Raw genomic sequence first — 16,764 nt, forward strand, 5'->3', positions numbered from 1 at the left:
TCAAACATGATTTTATTTCTTCAAAATTTCAAGAGTACAAATATATTGATTATAAAGCCCAAATGTGAATTGTATTCTACTCGATCCCTAGAGTACACCAACTCAAATAATTATTGATCCTCGTAATATTTGGAATGAATAGGAACCCAAAAGAATTCCTTTTTAAAAAAAGACAATTCCTATGAAGCGATCTTTGATCTGGTTCAGAAATGATCTCAGAATTCATGACAATGAAGCACTTATAAATGCATCTCAAGCGGATGAAATTCTACCTATTTATATCTTTGATCCACGGCAGTTCGAACGTACTTCTTTTGGGTTTGCCAAGACAGGTGCTTTTAGGGCACAATTCTTAATTGAATCCGTTCAAAATCTTAAAGATAACTTAGAAACTATTGGCAGTGATCTGATCATCTTGAAAGGTAAACCGGAAGAACTGATTCCTGAACTTATTCAACAACATGATATTGATCTTGCTTTCGCTCATAAGGAAATTACCCGTGATGAAATCGTGATCGAAAATGCTTTAATGGAGAAGCTTGACAAAAAACTCGTTCTTTTTTGGGGAAGCACACTCTATCATATCAATGACCTTCCCTTTTCAAGAAATGAAATACCTGATGTCTTTACCAATTTCAGAAAGAAAAATGAAAAACAGGCTAAGGTTAGAAAAGAATTTGAGATCCCAAGCTCCTTACAATCGATAGATGACATTGAAAAACCGAATATTCCCTCTCTTAATGATTTAGGTTTAGAACAAGCCAAAATTAATAAACAGGCTGTCCTTCAATTCAAAGGCGGGGAAGATGAAGCCTTAAAACGTCTTGAAAATTATTTTTGGGAAGGTGATCATCTAAAAAATTATAAGTTTACAAGAAATGGTCTTATCGGGGCAGACTACTCTTCGAAATTTTCACCTTGGCTGGCTAACGGCTGCCTGTCTCCCCGAAGGATCTATTGGGAAGTCAGTCAATATGAAGAAAAGCGAAAAAAGAATGTCTCTACTTATTGGATGATCTTTGAATTAATATGGAGAGATTATTTTCGGTTTTCGGCATGGAAGCATGGTGATAAGATCTTTTGGCCATCCGGTATTCAGGGTAAAAAGCGAGACTGGAATCATGATAAAGATAATTTTCAAAAATGGGCTGAAGGTAAGACAGGGATTCCTTTTATTGATGCTAACATGAGAGAACTTAATGCTACCGGGTACATGAGTAATCGCGGCAGGCAAAATGTAGCAAGTTTTCTAGCTCAGAATCTAAATACTGATTGGAGAATGGGTGCCGAGTATTTTGAATCTGTTTTACTCGATTATGATCCTTGCAGCAATTATGGTAACTGGGCCTATAATACTACAGTTGGTCATGATCCAAGAAACCGTTATTTCAATATCATCAATCAAGCAAAAAAGTATGATGCGAAAGGTGATTTTGTCAGAACATGGATTCCTGAGCTGAAAGAGGTACCCGATGAATTTATTCATGAACCGCACAAAATGAATCCCGAACAACAAACGTTATTTGGCGTAGAGATCGGAAATGAATATCCAAAACCTATGATCAATCTGGATGACAGTTATGAAGAAATCAAAGCAAGAGATCAGAAATAGAATTTTAACTTTTACAAAGAAAAGAGGACCCGAGCGTTCTGTATGTCCTTCAGAGGTAACAAGAGATCTTTTTTCTGATGTCTGGAAAAATCATTTGGACGACGTTAAAAATGTAGCCGGTGAACTTCAGAGTGAAAAGCTTATTAAGATCACCCAAAATGGGCAAGAGATCAGAATTGACGAAGCAAAAGGCCCCATTCGATTATCTATTCTAAAAGATGACCAAACACATTAAAAGGTCGCAATTGCCATTCAAACTTTGCCCGGTTTGTGGCAGGCAATTTTCCTGGCGAAAAAAATGGGCTAAAGATTGGGACCAAGTTAAATACTGTAGTGAACGATGCCGGAGAAACAAATAAAGTAGTCTATTTATATTCTATTCCAGACCCATTCAGGGATGCATTTAACAACCCAGGCCAATAAGCGCCATCTTTTAGTTACATAAATGTAGTTCTTCTTTTTATCTATACCCTTCACCATCTGTCTTACTGCCTTCTCAACCGGTGCGACCCAGAACATACCCTTGGCACGCTCTGTCATTTCCGTCCAGATATATCCGGCTCTTATCTCCGTTATTGTAATATCAGCCTCTATCCTTCTTGCCTTTTGCCTAAAACCGGTCATATATACAGAAATAAAGTGCTTACTAGCTGTGTATGCGGCGGCACGATGATTATAAAGTAATGAAGCCATAGAAGACATTCCTACAATCTGCCCTCCTCCTTTTTCCCTAAAATAATCGAAAGCAAAATGACAACCATGCGCGAATGCGAGTGAATTTACCTCTATAAGCTTCGACTCTGCTCTCCATGGTGGGAGCATCTGAATTCTACCGATGCCTGCGTTCAGTACCATGACATCCATTCCGCCCATTTCATCGATAAGCTCCCGATACACTACTTCTGCCCTTTCGTGATCAGTAACATCCAGCGTTCGGACATAGGCTAATTCTCCAATTTCCGCTTTCAGTTCTTCCAGCCTCTCTGTACGGCGTCCGATCAAACCAACTTTATCCCCTTTTGCAGCATATTGAATGGCTAATTCTCTGCCAATGCCTGAGGTGGCGCCGGTTATGATGATGCTTCTCATAATGAATATTTACCTAGGTTCTCTTTAACATTGAAAACCATCATCCTGAACTTAATTTGCAATTTGAAGAGCAGGAGTTCTTTGTTTGGCATACTCAAATGCTCCAAACATTACTCCTGAATAGAAAAGATCTCCAATCACTGTATAGTGGAAGAATGGTATACCGGCTGTGTAGCTCATTAATAAACCTTCAATACCCATTGGATATATAGGGTTTCCGATCCATGAACCAAAATTTGTGACCAAAAAGAAAATAATGGAGGCACTTAAACTCCCGGCAACCACAGTTTTCAGATTTATCTTTTTTAGAATAAAAATTCCTGCAAGCACAATAAGTGCGATAGAACCATACATCCAATAGAAGCCGGGGGTAAATAATGTAAAGCCTCCATAAAAGTTGGCGTAAAGTAGATTGTTCACCAATAGATCACTAATGAAGAAAGCTACCAGTGGCACTAAAAATGAAAATTTCTTATCTGCAAAATATGCCGCTCCGAAAAGAGACATCGCGCCCATTGGGGCAAAATTGTAGGGATGCGGAATTATTCTTGAGAGTGCTGCAACTAGGATAAACCCGGATAAAACTAAAAAGCGTTTCTTATTCATTGATCTGATTGTGCTTGGTTTGAACCTCTAAAATAAAAAAAGCATCGCCTCAAATGAAACGATGCTTTTAAAATACCCTGATTTTTTAAAATTACTTTTCAGCGTTCAGCTCAAGATTCAGATCAATAGTGACTTCATCGCCAATAACAGCATCAGAAGCCCAGTCTCCGGTACCTACTGTGTAATCTGTTCGGTCTACAGTTGTAGATGCAGTTATGCCTGCGACCAATGTATTTTCTTGCATTGGATTGTCTTTAACTCCGAGCAGTGTGAATGGTAAAGATATTTCTTTTGAAACATCCTTGATGGTGAGCATGCCATTTGCTACAAATTCATTGTTGCCGGTTGACTCAATACTTGTACTTTTGAACGTAATATGTGGCCATTTCTCTGCATTGAAGAAATCATCCGTTCTTAAATGTCCATCTCTTCTCTCATTTTTAGTATCGATACTGCTTACCATGATCTGAACATCGATCATACTTTCTTCCAGATTTTCAGGATCAAAGTTTACAGTAGCTTCATAATCGTTGAATTGTCCATTGACTGGAGTAAAGAAGTGTGTTACTTCAAAATTGATCGCACTGTGAGCTTTATCAATAGTCCAGTTAGTTGCCGCATATTTAGTTAATGCCAGTGACGACAATGCGAATAATGATAGTGCAATTACAGTTGTTAGTTTATTTAACGTCTTCATCTTGATTTTTTGAATTTAGGATTTATGTTTTGTCGGGTTTAAAACACAATTTTTTATCAATTAATTTCATTCAATATTAAATGATTTTTTTAGTGTTATAGCCTTGACGCCCTACCTCTTATTTCTCTTACCTTCTTTTGTAACATCCTGTAAAACTTATTTAGAAAGCCGAACAAAATGCGCTTTCTTATGTTTAGAAAACAACTATTTCAAAAGATTTAGTTATCAACTATTTAATTTAAAATTTTGTCATGAAGAAATTAATGCGTTATACGTTTTTGGTACTCTTGGGTGTAATTTTCGGTACAACAGCTATTTATGCTCAACAACAGCAAATGCCTCCTCAACCAGAGCCACTCAGTCCTGAAGAAGTTACTGACGAGCACTTAGAAAAGATTTCTAATGTTACTCAAGCGGGACAAGGCATTCAGGAAGAAGCTGATAATAAAATGAGAGAAGTGATTGAAGATGTTGGAATGGAATTCCAGCGCTTTCAGCAGATCATGATGGCACAGCAAAACCCACAACTAGCTAATCAGCTCCAATTAAGCAGTGAAGAACAAGAAACATTGCAAGAAATTCAGCCTGAACTGATGAAAATTAATCAGGAAGCTCAACAACAATATATGGCGAAGATCGAAGAAGAGGGGCTTTCAATTCAGGAATTCCAACAGATCGCCCAGGCAATTCAGGCTCACCCTGAAGTAGCTGAACGATTTGAGGAGATCAACAGTCCGGAAGAAGACGGATAAGGATTTAATGTTTTTCGGCCTAAGCCTGATGCCAGAAGCATCGGGCTTTTTTATTACATTATGTTTTCTACCTGCTTACCCATTCAGAGTTTTTAAGAGTAAATCGCCAGGGTAAGTCGGCATCTTTTCCGGCATATTCGACGCCGATCCGCTTACCTGCTTTAATTGCATCTAGGGGAACTTTAATTCCACGGTCCTCAACCCAAATGGTTTCTCCCAACAAGTCTGTTTTATCATAGGAAGTGGTAATCCCCAAAGCCTGAGCCAACTTTCCCGGTCCATTGGAAATGGACGGCTTTATTTGCTCCTGCCCTCTTCTTTCGGCCATATAGCTTTCGCCTTCTAAAGGTTTAACCGCTCGTATCAAAACAGCATCCGCTAATCCTTCCTTATTAGTCACAATGTTAAATAAATGGTGGATCCCATAGCATAAATACACATAAGCTATTCCCGGTTTCAAATACAGTGTTTCTGTGCGCTTTGTCCGCACATCAGGATAGGCATGACATGCTCGGTCAGTTCTTCCGTTATAGGCTTCTGTTTCCACGATCATAGCTGATGTAGATACCCCGTCAACGTTTGTGCAGAGTACTTTTCCGACCAACTCCTTACTTATACTGACAACATCATCTCGTTCATAAAAAGATCGGGGGATTTTTTTTATCATCAGGAAATTGCAGTGTAGGGATTTTCTTCAATTGCAGGTTTATTCACCATAAAAATATCTTTATAAGCACGGGCAATGATCGCACTTATTACAAATAACAACGCTGTATAAAACGTCCATACCGCCAAAATGATCAATACCGTATATCCTTGATAGAAATAGCGATAGGTTGAAAAGGCATATTCCAGATACATGCTTACCCCGTATTTCGCCAATTCAAATAATATAGTATAAGTGAGCGCAGCGATGAGGGCTACTTTAGGTTTTATCTTACGTTCACTTACAAACCGAAACACTACGTACAGAACAAAAAAGGCTAAAACTATCGGGAGCAGAAAGTTCAGAAAATCATAGATCCATGGCAGTTGTATAACGATCTCTGTAAAGGGTACGTTAATCTGGCTGAGATTAAAAAGTGAGATCGTGGAAACAGCAAGACTGAATACCAGGAATACAATACCGATCAAACTGAACCCAAAGAAATTATAGATCACGTCCATCACCGGATGTTTCCGCTCTTTGATATCAAAAGTGTCAAAAAGTACGTGCTTGAGGCTGTGTAGAAGTCCCTGAGTAAAAAACAGAAGTACGATTATACCGATAATACCAAAAATCCTTCTGGCTCCGATCAGTGGGTTAAGTAAAGTCTCAATGGTTACCGCTCCTCGAAAAACGTCATCACTTTGGGTTTCGTAAGTGAAGCTTGGAAAAAACTCTCTGCCATATCGCACAATCTCATTAAAAGCTTCCTCAGCAGACAACAAATATCCAATAATGGAAATGAGGATCAAGACAAAAGGAACAGCACAAATAAATAAATTGAATGTGATAGCTGAGGCATTAAAGAATATGTCTTTTTTGCCTGTCAGCTTTAACACCCGCTTCCAAAATTCTTTATGTTTTTGCAAAACCTGCTATTGTTTAATGAACATTCAAAATTCGCAGGATGTGAGATGAATTACAAGCGGCTATTTCATACATAGTTTTTCAATGAATTCATTGGTAAGTTCCGAATCTATTATTCAGCAATCTATCAGTATTAAACAGGTATTTTGAGCGCATGGCTGCTAAGAAAAAGCAAACTCCGCTGATGCGGCAGTATTTTCAGATCAAAGACGAACACCCTGGTACTATCCTTCTTTTCCGGGTCGGGGATTTTTATGAGACCTTTGCCGATGATGCCCAGCTTATCAGCAAGGAACTGGGGATCACACTCACCAAGCGAAACAACGGAGGAGATCAAACTCCCCTTGCAGGATTTCCTTATCATGCATTAGATAATTACCTCCCGAAACTGGTAAAAAAAGGATATAAAGTTGCGGTTTGTGACCAAACTGAAGATCCGGAAGAAGCCAAAAAAGCAGGCCGAAAAATTGTTAATCGTGAGGTTACTGAGATAACAACTCCCGGAGTTACTATGTCGGAAAAACTGCTTGATCATAAACGAAACAACTACATCGCATCCCTCCACTGGGATGGTGATACCATTGGCGTTGCATTCTCTGATATTTCCACCGGTGAATTTGCACTGAGTCATATTCGTGAAGAGAACCTGGACAGTATGCTTGCTGCTATTCAGCCTTCAGAAATTCTGGTTCAGCAAAAGAAGAAAAATAAACTGGATGAGAGCCTAACCCACCATAACATCACCTATATCGAAGATTGGGTATATGAAGGAGATTACGGATATAAACTTCTTACAGATCATTTTGAAACCCATTCCCTGAAAGGGTTCGGTGTTGAAAACCTTAAGGTCGCTCATGTAGCAGCCGGTTCGCTGATGCATTATATGCAAGAAACACAAAAAGCATATCTGCGTCATTTGAGAAGATTGTATGCTTATGAAAGCAACGAATTCATGAGCCTGGATGCCGCCACTAAAAGAAACCTGGAGTTAGCGACCAGCATCCAAGAAGGTGGTACTGAAGGAACACTCATCTCAATTTTAGATGATACCTGCACGGCAATGGGCGGACGATTGCTTCGCCGGTGGATCATGCGTCCGCTTAAGCGACTCAAACCCATCCAGCAACGATTGGATGCGGTCGACAAATTGTTCAATTCTAACGATATCAGGAAATCACTTCGGGAAGAACTGGAACAGATCGGGGATATGGAGCGCCTTATATCGCGTATTTGTATGGGACGAACCAATGCCCGGGATGTGGTTCAACTTAAACTATCCCTTGCTCAGATCCCAAGACTCAAAAGCCAGATCTCTACCATTGAGGATCCACTTCTACAGGATATCCTTGGGAGATTAAAGTTGCTTATCGAAGTGCAGGAACGAATTGGAGCTGCTCTTAAAGAAGATCCCCCTGCCAGTGTCCGGGATGGCGGCATGATCGAAGAAGGCTTTAACAAGGAACTTGATGAGCTTAGGGATGTAGCAAAAAATGGAAAAAAGTACATTGCTCAGATCAAAGATGAACTAGCCAAGAAACATAATATCTCATCACTTAAGATAGGCTATAATAAAGTGTTTGGCTACTATATTGAAGTTACCAACACCCATAAAGATAAGGTTCCGGATAGCTTCATACGTAAACAAACCTTGGTAAACTCTGAGCGTTACATCACTCCGGAGTTAAAGGAAGTAGAAGAAAAAGTACTATCGGCTGAGGAACGCAGTAAAACGCTGGAATATGAATTATTCGAAGAACTTCGCCTGTATGTTGCTGAGTTCGCTGATGACGTCCAGCAGGTTGCCCAGGCTATTGGGGAACTTGACGTTTTACAGGGTTTTGCCGAAGTCGCCTTCCGGAATAATTACGCCAAGCCTCAAGTGGGCGATCACGAAGAAATTGACATTGAAAAAGGACGCCATCCTGTAGTTGAAAAGTCTCTTCCTATGGGTGAACCTTTCATTCCTAACGACATTAAACTTGATAATGAAAACCAACAGATTCTGATTATTACAGGGCCTAATATGGCCGGTAAAAGTATCATTTTACGCCAGACCGGACTGATCGTTTTGCTTGCTCAGGTCGGGAGTTTTGTACCGGCAAAGTCGGCTACTATTGGAATGGTTGATAAGATATTTACCCGTGTTGGTGCATCGGATAACCTGGCTGCAGGCGAAAGTACTTTCTTGGTTGAGATGAACGAGGCAGCCAACATTCTCAACAATGCCACCCCGCGATCGCTTATTCTATTGGATGAAGTTGGGCGCGGAACTTCTACATTTGATGGATTAAGTATTGCCTGGTCACTGGCAGAATATCTGCATAACCATGCTCCTGTTGCTGCAAAGACCTTATTTGCCACCCATTACCATGAGCTGAACGAGTTAGAGCAAATGTATGACCGTACCAGGAATTTCAACGTACAGGTAAAAGAACATGATGGAAAAGTGGTCTTTCTCAGAAAACTGGTTCGGGGTGGAGCTGACCACAGCTACGGAATTCAGGTTGCCGATATGGCGGGATTACCACAAGTTGTAATTGAACGTGCCAAGGAAATTCTCAAAAACCTTGAAAGCCACAGCCTCGATATCACCAACAAAAACGGTAGTATAGAGAAGGAAGCATCATCCAAAAAAGAAGCTTCGAAGAATCTTTCGGATAAAGTGGAAAAACAACCGGAGACTTCACAAATGACTATGTTCCAGACACATGTAGATCCCCGGATCGAAACCGTTCTGAATAAGCTGGAAGCTACCGATCCGAATCGAATGACTCCGATCGAGGCTCTGATGATGATCACGGAACTGAAGAAGTTAGTGGATTAGAGTAGTGTTAAAATATTGAAACTGTAAATAGTATCTATGTCTGAAACCAAACCACATAAATCCGGATACGTCGCCATCATCGGTAAACCGAATGCTGGGAAATCTACGCTGATGAATTACATTCTCGGCTCCAAGATCTCCATCACCACACACAAAGCCCAGACCACGCGACATCAGATCGTGGGAATCTTTTCAGATAATGACACACAGATCGTTTTCCTGGATACACCGGGCGTCATCTCTCCAAAGTATGAACTGCAAAAAGCCATGATGAAAACAGTGGAACGAGCTCGTTCTGATGCCGACCTTATCCTTTTCATCCACGATCCTACCGATAAACATCCCACCGATGATGTCATAAAATTAATCAGCTCTATTAACAAGCCTGTGTATCTTGTTGTGAATAAAATGGATTTTGCAGATCAGGAAAAAGCTGAACGATCAGCATCTGAAATTCAGGACAAAATGAAGATCCATTCGGTTCATTATGTTTCTGCTACCGCAGGAACAGGAGTTTCCGAATTGATGGAGAAAATTCGATCCGGATTGTTGCCCGGCCCACCCTTCTACCCCAAGGAAGACCTCAGTGAACACCCTGTTCGGTTCTTTGTTTCGGAACTGGTACGTGAGCAGATCTTCCTTCAATTTCACCAAGAAATACCCTACTCATGTACGGTGGAAGTGGTTTCTTATGATGCCGATGTGGACATCGACCGTATTCATGCCGATATCATTGTGAATCAAAAATCTCAGAAAGGCATGCTGATCGGGAAAGGTGGTTCGGCTATTAAAGAATTAGGAATTCAGGCCCGGGAATCCATCGAAGAGTTCATTGGTAAGCAGGTTTATTTGGAACTACACGTGAAAGTAAGAGAGAAATGGAGAGAGAAAGAAGGATGGGTGCGGAATTTGGGCTATGGGAAGTAATTGAATCTAGTGGAGACGCGCTGGTGCTCTGAAGAATCCAGCATAAGTCTTCTGATTCTTTCACTTTTTATCAAAGTAAGATCAATCAAATCAACATTCTTAGAATCTTTTAAAAAATTACTTGCACCATCCAAAATCTCCACGTAGTTTTTAAGCAATGAAATTATTCCGAAAAAATATCACGAACCCCTCTGCAATGATTATGTGTTGCATGTATATGTGTTACGCACAGACATAAGGGCTATGGTATAAATATACGATCTTAGACAAAGCCCTCTTGATTATTACCCAAAAGGGCTTTTTTATTGGAATTTAATTTCAATTGTTCTTTAACATACTGTTGCATTCTCATTACGAAAGGTGGAGGGATCAGGTCCTGTGAAGCCTTGGCAACCGTTTCCCGCATATAAATATTTATGTGCAGGATAAAAGGTGCCACATCCTGTCTGTTACATAAATTTTTATGTGATGGAAAAGATGAGTTCGATAAGACCCGGTTTTTATAAGAAAAGCCTCTTTCGGATTCATCTCTGAAAGAGGCTTTTTTTGTTCGCTCAATTGAAGTTTCGCAGAGGAGGATCATCAGTTCAAATTCAAAACAAGCAATAATAATTACTTATAAAAAACCAATTATCATGAGCAACGAAAAAGAAAACCGAGACTTCAAATTTGAAACCCTGCAATTACACGCAGGACAGGAACCAGATTCCGCAACCGGATCACGGGCAGTTCCCATCTACCAAACCACTTCTTATAACTTCGATAATACGGAGCACGCCGCCAACCTTTTTGCGCTTCGCGAATTTGGAAATATCTATACACGGATCATGAATCCCACCAACGATGTTTTTGAAAAAAGACTGGCTGCCCTTGAAGGTGGAACTGCCGCACTTGCTACCGCATCAGGACAAGCGGCACAATTTTTAGCCATCACCAATCTCGCTGATGCCGGTGATAACATTGTTTCTACTCAAAACCTTTATGGAGGAACCTACAATCAATTCAAAGTTTCCCTTCCCCGTTTAGGCATTGATGTGAAATTTGCAGAAGAGGATACAGTGGAAGCTTTTGAAAAACATATAGACAAAAATACTAAAGCTCTCTATGTGGAATCTATAGGAAACCCACGTGGTAATATTGCCGATTTCGAAGGGCTTTCCGAGCTTGGGAAAAAGCATGGAATTGCCCTTGTGGTAGATAATACTTTTGGAGCAGGAGGCGCATTAGTACAGCCTCTAAAACACGGAGCGAATGTAGTTACAGCCTCTGCTACAAAATGGATCGGTGGGCACGGGACTTCTATTGGTGGGGTGATCGTTGATGGAGGAAATTTCAATTGGGGTAATGGGAAATATCCGGGATTCAGTGAGCCATCCCCTTCCTACCACGGCCTTAATTTCTGGGAAGTATTTGGGGAAGACGGTCCGTTTGGTAACATCGCGTTTGCCATACGGGCACGGGTTGAAGGACTTCGTGACTTTGGACCATCTCAATCGCCGTTCAACAGCTTCCTGCTGCTTCAGGGATTAGAGACTCTTTCCCTGCGGGTTGAACGACACAATGAAAACGCCCTCAAATTGGCTGACTGGCTGAAAGATCATGACGCAATTGAATGGATCAATTTCACCGGACTTCCCGAACATGATTATCACGAACGAGCCAAAAAGTATCTGAAAGAAGATCACTTTGGTTCTGTTTTCACCTTTGGTGTGAAAGGTGGATACGATGCCGCACGTGAGTTCATCGAAAATGTAGAGCTATCGAGTCACCTCGCCAATGTAGGAGATGCTAAGACGCTGGTCATTCATCCGGCATCCACAACACATCAGCAACTCAATGATGCAGAGCAAAAAGCAAGTGGTGTTAAAGGGGATCTGATTAGGGTCTCAGTAGGCATTGAACATATCGATGATATCATCGAGGATTTCGAAAAAGCTTTTGCCAAAATTAAAGTAACAGCATAACTCTGATTAGTACTCCATTGCGGGCGTGGTGGAAATCCATGCCCGCTTTTTATCAAACCAAACATACCTTAGGAGAACCTGCGAGCGTCCAACGGTCCTCGCAGCGTTCGGTATTTAATTTAGAGGCCTATACTCGCAACGCTCGCAGGACCTATCGGACGCTGCGAGGTTGCTTAAAAGTTGACTAATATGAACAAAGACATCAAAATCACAACACTGAATAAAAGCTGGACCACAGAATCCGGACATACTTTTTCCCAGGTAGATATCGCCTGGAAAAGCTGGGGAACTCTCAATGAAAATCGAGACAATGTGGTCCTGATTTGTCATGCCCTTACAGGTCATGCAGCTGCCAATGAATGGTTCAGTGGTTTGTTTGAAGAGGACGGTATTCTAGATCCTGAAAAGCAATTTATCTTGTGCATCAATGTACCGGGAAGTTGTTATGGCTCTACCGGGCCCACCTCCATCAACCCAGAAACAGGAAAAGCATGGCAAGCAGATTTCCCGGAGATCACCATCCGAGATATCGTCACCTTCCAGCAACTACTGTTGGATGAATGGAATATTCGGGGCATTGAACTGGCCCTTGGCGGATCTATGGGAGGAATGATCGCCCTCGAATTTACCCTTATGGATGATCGGGTCAAATCTGCTGCCCTCTTTGTGATGGGGAAATCGCATTCACCATGGGCCATTGGTATCAGTGAGGCGCAACGGATGGCCATTTACGCAGATGAAAACTGGAAAGGCGGGTTTTATGATCCTAAACATCCTCCTGTAAAAGGACTTGCTGCAGCCCGAGCCATGGCCATGATCACATACCGGGCTCCCGGGAATTATGAGCAAAAATTCGGGCGGGGTATTCATCCTGAAAAGAACATTTATCAGGTTGAATCTTACCTGAATTACCAGGGGCAAAAACTAACCGAACGGTTTGAAGCCAATACCTACGTCACGCTCTCTAAAGCAATGGATTCGCACGATGTTTCACGAGGTCGTGGCAGCTTTAAAGAAGTGCTTGAAAATCTCCATAAACCGGTATTGGTACTTGGGTTCAACAGCGACCTCCTCTACCCGATTGAAGAACAAAGAGAACTCGCCGACCTCATCCCCAACAGTCAATTTTCTGAACTAAAGTCTGTGTATGGACACGATGCTTTCTTAATAGAATTTGAAAAGCTGAATGCCGAATTGAAATCATTTTACAAATCTATCAAATAATTTAATCATGACACTCACATTAAATAAATCCAGACCTGAAACTGATCCTGAGAAGAAAAAACTCTCCCTTTTTATCGCCGGTGTTGGTGCTGTAGGCGGATCCTTGCTGAAGCAGATCACAGCCCTGAACCATCCTCTTTTTGAACTTGAGGTTATTGGTTTTTGCAACAGCAACTATCTCAGCTGGCATCCGACCTTGGAGCAGCTTGAACAAGCCAAGTCACTTAAAACGGGTGAAAAAACAGACTGGACCAAGATCTCCTACAAACTTATAAAGGATGCTCCTGAAAACCTGATTTTTGTTGATGCCACCGGAAGTGAGACTGTTGCCAGAATTTATGGTGAGCTTCTGGAAAATGGCATTCATGTAACAACGCCAAGCAAGCGGGCAAACACTTTTGAGCAGGATTATTTTGATCGTCTGGTGAAAGCCAACAATGGAGCTTCAGCTCAATACCGATTCGAAACTGCAGTAGGTGCCGGTTTGCCTGTCATAAGCACCATAAAAACTTTACTCAACAGCGGGGATGAGATCACTAAAATATCAGGAGTGGCTTCCGGAACCATGACCTTTTTATTCACTCAATTACAAAATGGAGTTTCATTCAGTGAGGCCGTTCTGAAAGCAAAAGAGGATGGTTATTCCGAGCCTGATCCACGGGATGACCTCTCCGGTGAAGACGTAGCCCGTAAATTCCTGATCCTTGCCAGAACGTGCGGGTATATTTTTGAACGAGATCAAATCCGGGTGGACACCCTGGTTCCGGAAAGTTTAACCTCATTCTCTACCGAAGAGTTTTTCCAAAAGATTCCTGAGTATGATGCTCATTGGAAAAGCCGAAACGCTCAGGCTATGGTTAACAACCGGAAATTGCGCTATTTGGGAGAATTCACCCCAAAAGGAATTTCAGTTGGAGTGGAAGAGGTAAAATCTGATTCTCCCCTGGCCAATCTTAAAGGAACAGACAACCTGTTGCAGATCTACACCAAACGCTATGCAGATTCCCCGATCGTAATTCAAGGTCCCGGTGCAGGAAGAGACGTAACCGCGGCGGGGGTTTTAGGGGATATTATTGATATTGGAGGATTGATTTAACATAAAATTAAACCTCCATTTAAATTTAATCATAAATATTCCCTGTATATGTAAAATACAAACTTGTTAATTCGGGAAATTTTTCTATTGGTACAAAAACATTATTAACCATCAGGTTTTTATCTAATATGAGTATATATGGAGTAATATTGTCTTCAATTTCCAATCCCAATTTATTTCCATTCTTACTATAAATTTCAACTTCCAAGTTCGTTAAACGTCTTAAAACTTCTATATCCTCTTGTGTCCTATATTCTGCTAATAGAACAACTTTTGAACCATAATTATTGATAAAAGAAGTAACGGGGTTTAAAATATTTTTTATCCCCTGCATACATGAAAAACAATCTAAATGTCCTAAATCAATTACATATGTATATTTATTTACTAGTAAACTTTCAAATTTTATATTTGTTCTATCATCAGAGCCAAAATTTAGAATAAGTTCATCATTTATCGTTTTTCCATTTTCATTTATTTCAAAAAACTTATTCTCTCTTACACTATTTTTTACACTATTAAGTGTATCAGCAGTGTTATTTTTCATCTTAACAACTTCCTCGACCATTTTATTTTTATTTTGCACTATGTACAAGCTATACATATTAATGCATATCAATACGATTATGATAAATCCCCAGAAAACTTTACTTGGTTTCTTTTTAAATACCTCTTTAGTCATCATTCCTTAAATCTTAGTATTTGAAGTATAGGATTACCATTTTGAGGAAGTGAATGAGCCAAATCAATGAGTTCTTTCATTTTTGGATTTTGATAAATCTCTGGTGTTTCATTATAGACTTTATTCAAATGCCTCAATAACTCATTCGTTTCTATTATCGCATATAATGCAGTATCATCACTTTCATACATAAATGGGACAAAACCATAATCAATATCATTGGATAGCTTTTGGGGACCTACTTTTGCTTTACCTTTAAATTTATCATACAATACATTGTATTGGTTATTACCCGTACTCATATTGAAAAAAAGATGGGAATTGGTCTCATTGAAAAATCGTAAAAAGGTTACATAATTCTTCCCAACCAACTCTTCTCGCTGAAACTCTACCCAATCAAAAAGACCTTCACTGTATTCCTTTCTCTTTTCAAAAGCTGATTCAGGAATAGCATGTTCTCCGAAATCCAAAACATACTTAGCTGTTACTCCTAATTCTTGTAATTTATATACAGTGTCCACCATATGAGGTGAAAACATTATTTGAGTTCCATAGGATGGAAAATTATTTGGGATTTTAAATCCCATCTGTTCCCTTCCCTCTTTAATCGGCAAAAAACTCTGAGTTATTTTTCCCTCCTTGTTGAAGAAAATTAAATTTTTTCTTTCATGCTCATCAGGCAAATCTAAATTAATTGAATTATCCGCATAGCCAATATATTCATTTGTTGAACTGTTATATGCAATCTTATAAATGAAAAATTTAAAATTTACTTCATTTTGTAAGTTTCCTTCCAGATCATACTCTACAATCTTATATGCGCCTAAAGCATGTATTCTTTCATCATCTGAAATAATGACATCACTCATGTGGATGATCTCTCCCGGGCCTCGTCCCTCAGGAATAATTATTTCATTTATATACTCTCCATCGTAAGTAAACAACCAAACACTTTGTCTTGCCTGATCATAAAAAGCTATTCTATCTTTTAAGGGAATAATTTTTCTAATTCTCCCAATAGGTCGATTATCCGAAGATTTAAGTTGAACGTATTCAATCTCAGAAAAATAATCCGACATCTTTAGTGAGTCTTCAACGTTATTCAAATCTACATTAATTATAGTAGAAGAATCTTTTTTCTTATCGATACTATCATTCGAAGAGTTTGAACAAGAAATTGAAGATATGATCAGTATTATTATTATATAACGCATAGCATAAAGTAAAACACCCTTATTCTTAATAAGGGTGTTAGTTATTATTTGATTTTATTTTAATCTACACCTCCACAATATCCTTGGTCTGATGGATAACAAATAATATTTCCATGAACACATTTCAGAAATTCTTTATTTGTAGTCCAGCAAATTTCATTGCTTAATTCCATATCTGTATAGTATGGATCGGCTTGAGCAGTCTTTACTTCTACATCTATATATGGGGAAGAGCTGCTAACCTGAATGTTAATAGCAATCAGTGCTAAAATCATGATTAGACTAGCAATTTTGGGGATGAAAAATTTTATTGCTTTCATAAGATCATTTTTTAATTAGAATTAAATAATCATAAAATCAGTCAAACCATATAGTTGATTTTATATTCTCTGATTTAAAAAAAAAGACATGCAAGTAAATCATGAAATAATATTTACTTAGTATTCTGTAACTATTTATTAATCACATAAAAGACAAGATATTTGTGAATTTAAAAGACAATAT

The 16,764-nt window shown here is 39.6% G+C and carries 17 protein-coding genes and 1 riboswitch; of the genes, 9 read left to right on the plus strand and 8 right to left on the minus strand.

The window, feature by feature from the left end; all coding sequences use genetic code 11:
• Window positions 1–181 precede the first annotated feature (181 nt).
• The 3 genes from ACFSVN_RS10455 to ACFSVN_RS10465 are packed head-to-tail and all read left to right on the plus strand — an operon-like array spanning window position 182 to window position 1,971.
• The gene (locus ACFSVN_RS10455) at window positions 182–1,612 is read left to right on the plus strand and encodes a DASH family cryptochrome (protein WP_390302113.1); all 1,431 of its coding nucleotides are present in this window, start codon (window positions 182–184) and stop codon (window positions 1,610–1,612) included.
• Complete coding sequence (locus ACFSVN_RS10460) at window positions 1,581–1,847, plus strand: DUF3253 domain-containing protein (protein WP_390302116.1); 267 nt, start codon at window positions 1,581–1,583, stop codon at window positions 1,845–1,847. The genes ACFSVN_RS10455 and ACFSVN_RS10460 overlap by 32 nt, the downstream gene beginning before the upstream one ends.
• Window positions 1,831–1,971: a DUF2256 domain-containing protein gene (locus ACFSVN_RS10465; RefSeq protein ID WP_390302119.1), complete on the plus strand. Its 141-nt coding sequence runs from the start codon at window positions 1,831–1,833 to the stop codon at window positions 1,969–1,971. The genes ACFSVN_RS10460 and ACFSVN_RS10465 overlap by 17 nt, the downstream gene beginning before the upstream one ends.
• Before the next feature lie 10 nt (window positions 1,972–1,981).
• On the opposite strand, the gene ACFSVN_RS10470 is transcribed toward ACFSVN_RS10465, so the two are convergent.
• The 3 genes from ACFSVN_RS10470 to ACFSVN_RS10480 all read right to left on the minus strand — a co-directional run bounded on the left by ACFSVN_RS10470 (window position 1,982) and on the right by ACFSVN_RS10480 (window position 4,004).
• Window positions 1,982–2,701, minus strand: coding sequence for an SDR family NAD(P)-dependent oxidoreductase (locus ACFSVN_RS10470; RefSeq protein WP_390302122.1), 720 nt, complete (start codon window positions 2,699–2,701; stop codon window positions 1,982–1,984).
• A gap of 51 nt (window positions 2,702–2,752) precedes the next feature.
• Complete coding sequence (locus ACFSVN_RS10475) at window positions 2,753–3,307, minus strand: DUF6580 family putative transport protein (RefSeq protein WP_390302125.1); 555 nt, start codon at window positions 3,305–3,307, stop codon at window positions 2,753–2,755.
• A gap of 91 nt (window positions 3,308–3,398) precedes the next feature.
• Window positions 3,399–4,004: a YceI family protein gene (locus tag ACFSVN_RS10480; protein WP_390302128.1), complete on the minus strand. Its 606-nt coding sequence runs from the start codon at window positions 4,002–4,004 to the stop codon at window positions 3,399–3,401.
• Window positions 4,005–4,255: 251 nt separating this feature from the next.
• Between ACFSVN_RS10480 and ACFSVN_RS10485 the strand changes: the two genes are divergently transcribed.
• Window positions 4,256–4,756, plus strand: a complete 501-nt coding sequence (locus ACFSVN_RS10485) for a DUF4168 domain-containing protein (protein ID WP_390302131.1) — start codon at window positions 4,256–4,258, stop codon at window positions 4,754–4,756.
• Between the two features lie 67 nt (window positions 4,757–4,823).
• On the opposite strand, the gene ACFSVN_RS10490 is transcribed toward ACFSVN_RS10485, so the two are convergent.
• Entirely contained in the window at window positions 4,824–5,423 is a 600-nt protein-coding gene (locus ACFSVN_RS10490; RefSeq protein ID WP_390302134.1) for a DNA-3-methyladenine glycosylase, read from the minus strand.
• Window positions 5,423–6,331 (minus strand): YihY/virulence factor BrkB family protein, encoded by a 909-nt coding sequence (locus ACFSVN_RS10495; protein ID WP_390302137.1) that lies wholly within the window; start codon window positions 6,329–6,331, stop codon window positions 5,423–5,425. The genes ACFSVN_RS10490 and ACFSVN_RS10495 overlap by 1 nt, the downstream gene beginning before the upstream one ends.
• A gap of 152 nt (window positions 6,332–6,483) precedes the next feature.
• Here ACFSVN_RS10495 and mutS point away from each other — a divergent pair, with 152 nt between their 5' ends.
• The 5 genes from mutS to ACFSVN_RS10520 all read left to right on the plus strand — a co-directional run bounded on the left by mutS (window position 6,484) and on the right by ACFSVN_RS10520 (window position 14,364).
• Window positions 6,484–9,153 (plus strand): DNA mismatch repair protein MutS, encoded by a 2,670-nt coding sequence (mutS, locus tag ACFSVN_RS10500; protein WP_390302140.1) that lies wholly within the window; start codon window positions 6,484–6,486, stop codon window positions 9,151–9,153.
• A 36-nt stretch (window positions 9,154–9,189) separates the two neighbouring features.
• Window positions 9,190–10,080, plus strand: coding sequence for a GTPase Era (gene era, locus ACFSVN_RS10505; protein ID WP_390302143.1), 891 nt, complete (start codon window positions 9,190–9,192; stop codon window positions 10,078–10,080).
• Between the two features lie 345 nt (window positions 10,081–10,425).
• Window positions 10,426–10,564, plus strand: a riboswitch (SAM riboswitch).
• A gap of 151 nt (window positions 10,565–10,715) precedes the next feature.
• The gene (locus tag ACFSVN_RS10510) at window positions 10,716–12,044 is read left to right on the plus strand and encodes an O-acetylhomoserine aminocarboxypropyltransferase/cysteine synthase family protein (protein ID WP_390302146.1); all 1,329 of its coding nucleotides are present in this window, start codon (window positions 10,716–10,718) and stop codon (window positions 12,042–12,044) included.
• 189 nt (window positions 12,045–12,233) lie between these two features.
• Window positions 12,234–13,268: a homoserine O-acetyltransferase MetX gene (metX, locus tag ACFSVN_RS10515; RefSeq protein ID WP_390302149.1), complete on the plus strand. Its 1,035-nt coding sequence runs from the start codon at window positions 12,234–12,236 to the stop codon at window positions 13,266–13,268.
• Between the two features lie 7 nt (window positions 13,269–13,275).
• Window positions 13,276–14,364 carry a homoserine dehydrogenase family protein gene (locus tag ACFSVN_RS10520; protein WP_390302152.1) on the plus strand — a complete coding sequence of 363 codons (1,089 nt, stop codon included), beginning with the start codon at window positions 13,276–13,278 and terminating at the stop codon, window positions 14,362–14,364.
• A gap of 25 nt (window positions 14,365–14,389) precedes the next feature.
• Here the strand turns inward: ACFSVN_RS10520 and ACFSVN_RS10525 are convergent, their stop codons facing one another.
• Genes ACFSVN_RS10525 through ACFSVN_RS10535 form a run of 3 tightly spaced genes read right to left on the minus strand, consistent with a single transcriptional unit; the run spans window position 14,390 to window position 16,580 of the window.
• Window positions 14,390–15,049 (minus strand): hypothetical protein, encoded by a 660-nt coding sequence (locus ACFSVN_RS10525; RefSeq protein WP_390302155.1) that lies wholly within the window; start codon window positions 15,047–15,049, stop codon window positions 14,390–14,392.
• Window positions 15,046–16,260 carry a 6-bladed beta-propeller gene (locus tag ACFSVN_RS10530; RefSeq protein ID WP_390302158.1) on the minus strand — a complete coding sequence of 405 codons (1,215 nt, stop codon included), beginning with the start codon at window positions 16,258–16,260 and terminating at the stop codon, window positions 15,046–15,048. The genes ACFSVN_RS10525 and ACFSVN_RS10530 overlap by 4 nt, the downstream gene beginning before the upstream one ends.
• Before the next feature lie 59 nt (window positions 16,261–16,319).
• Window positions 16,320–16,580 carry a hypothetical protein gene (locus ACFSVN_RS10535; protein ID WP_390302161.1) on the minus strand — a complete coding sequence of 87 codons (261 nt, stop codon included), beginning with the start codon at window positions 16,578–16,580 and terminating at the stop codon, window positions 16,320–16,322.
• Window positions 16,581–16,764: the final 184 nt, after the last annotated feature.

Origin of the sequence: Gracilimonas halophila (assembly GCF_042684365.1) — a bacterium.
In the GTDB taxonomy this organism is placed as follows: domain Bacteria; phylum Bacteroidota; class Rhodothermia; order Balneolales; family Balneolaceae; genus Gracilimonas; species Gracilimonas halophila.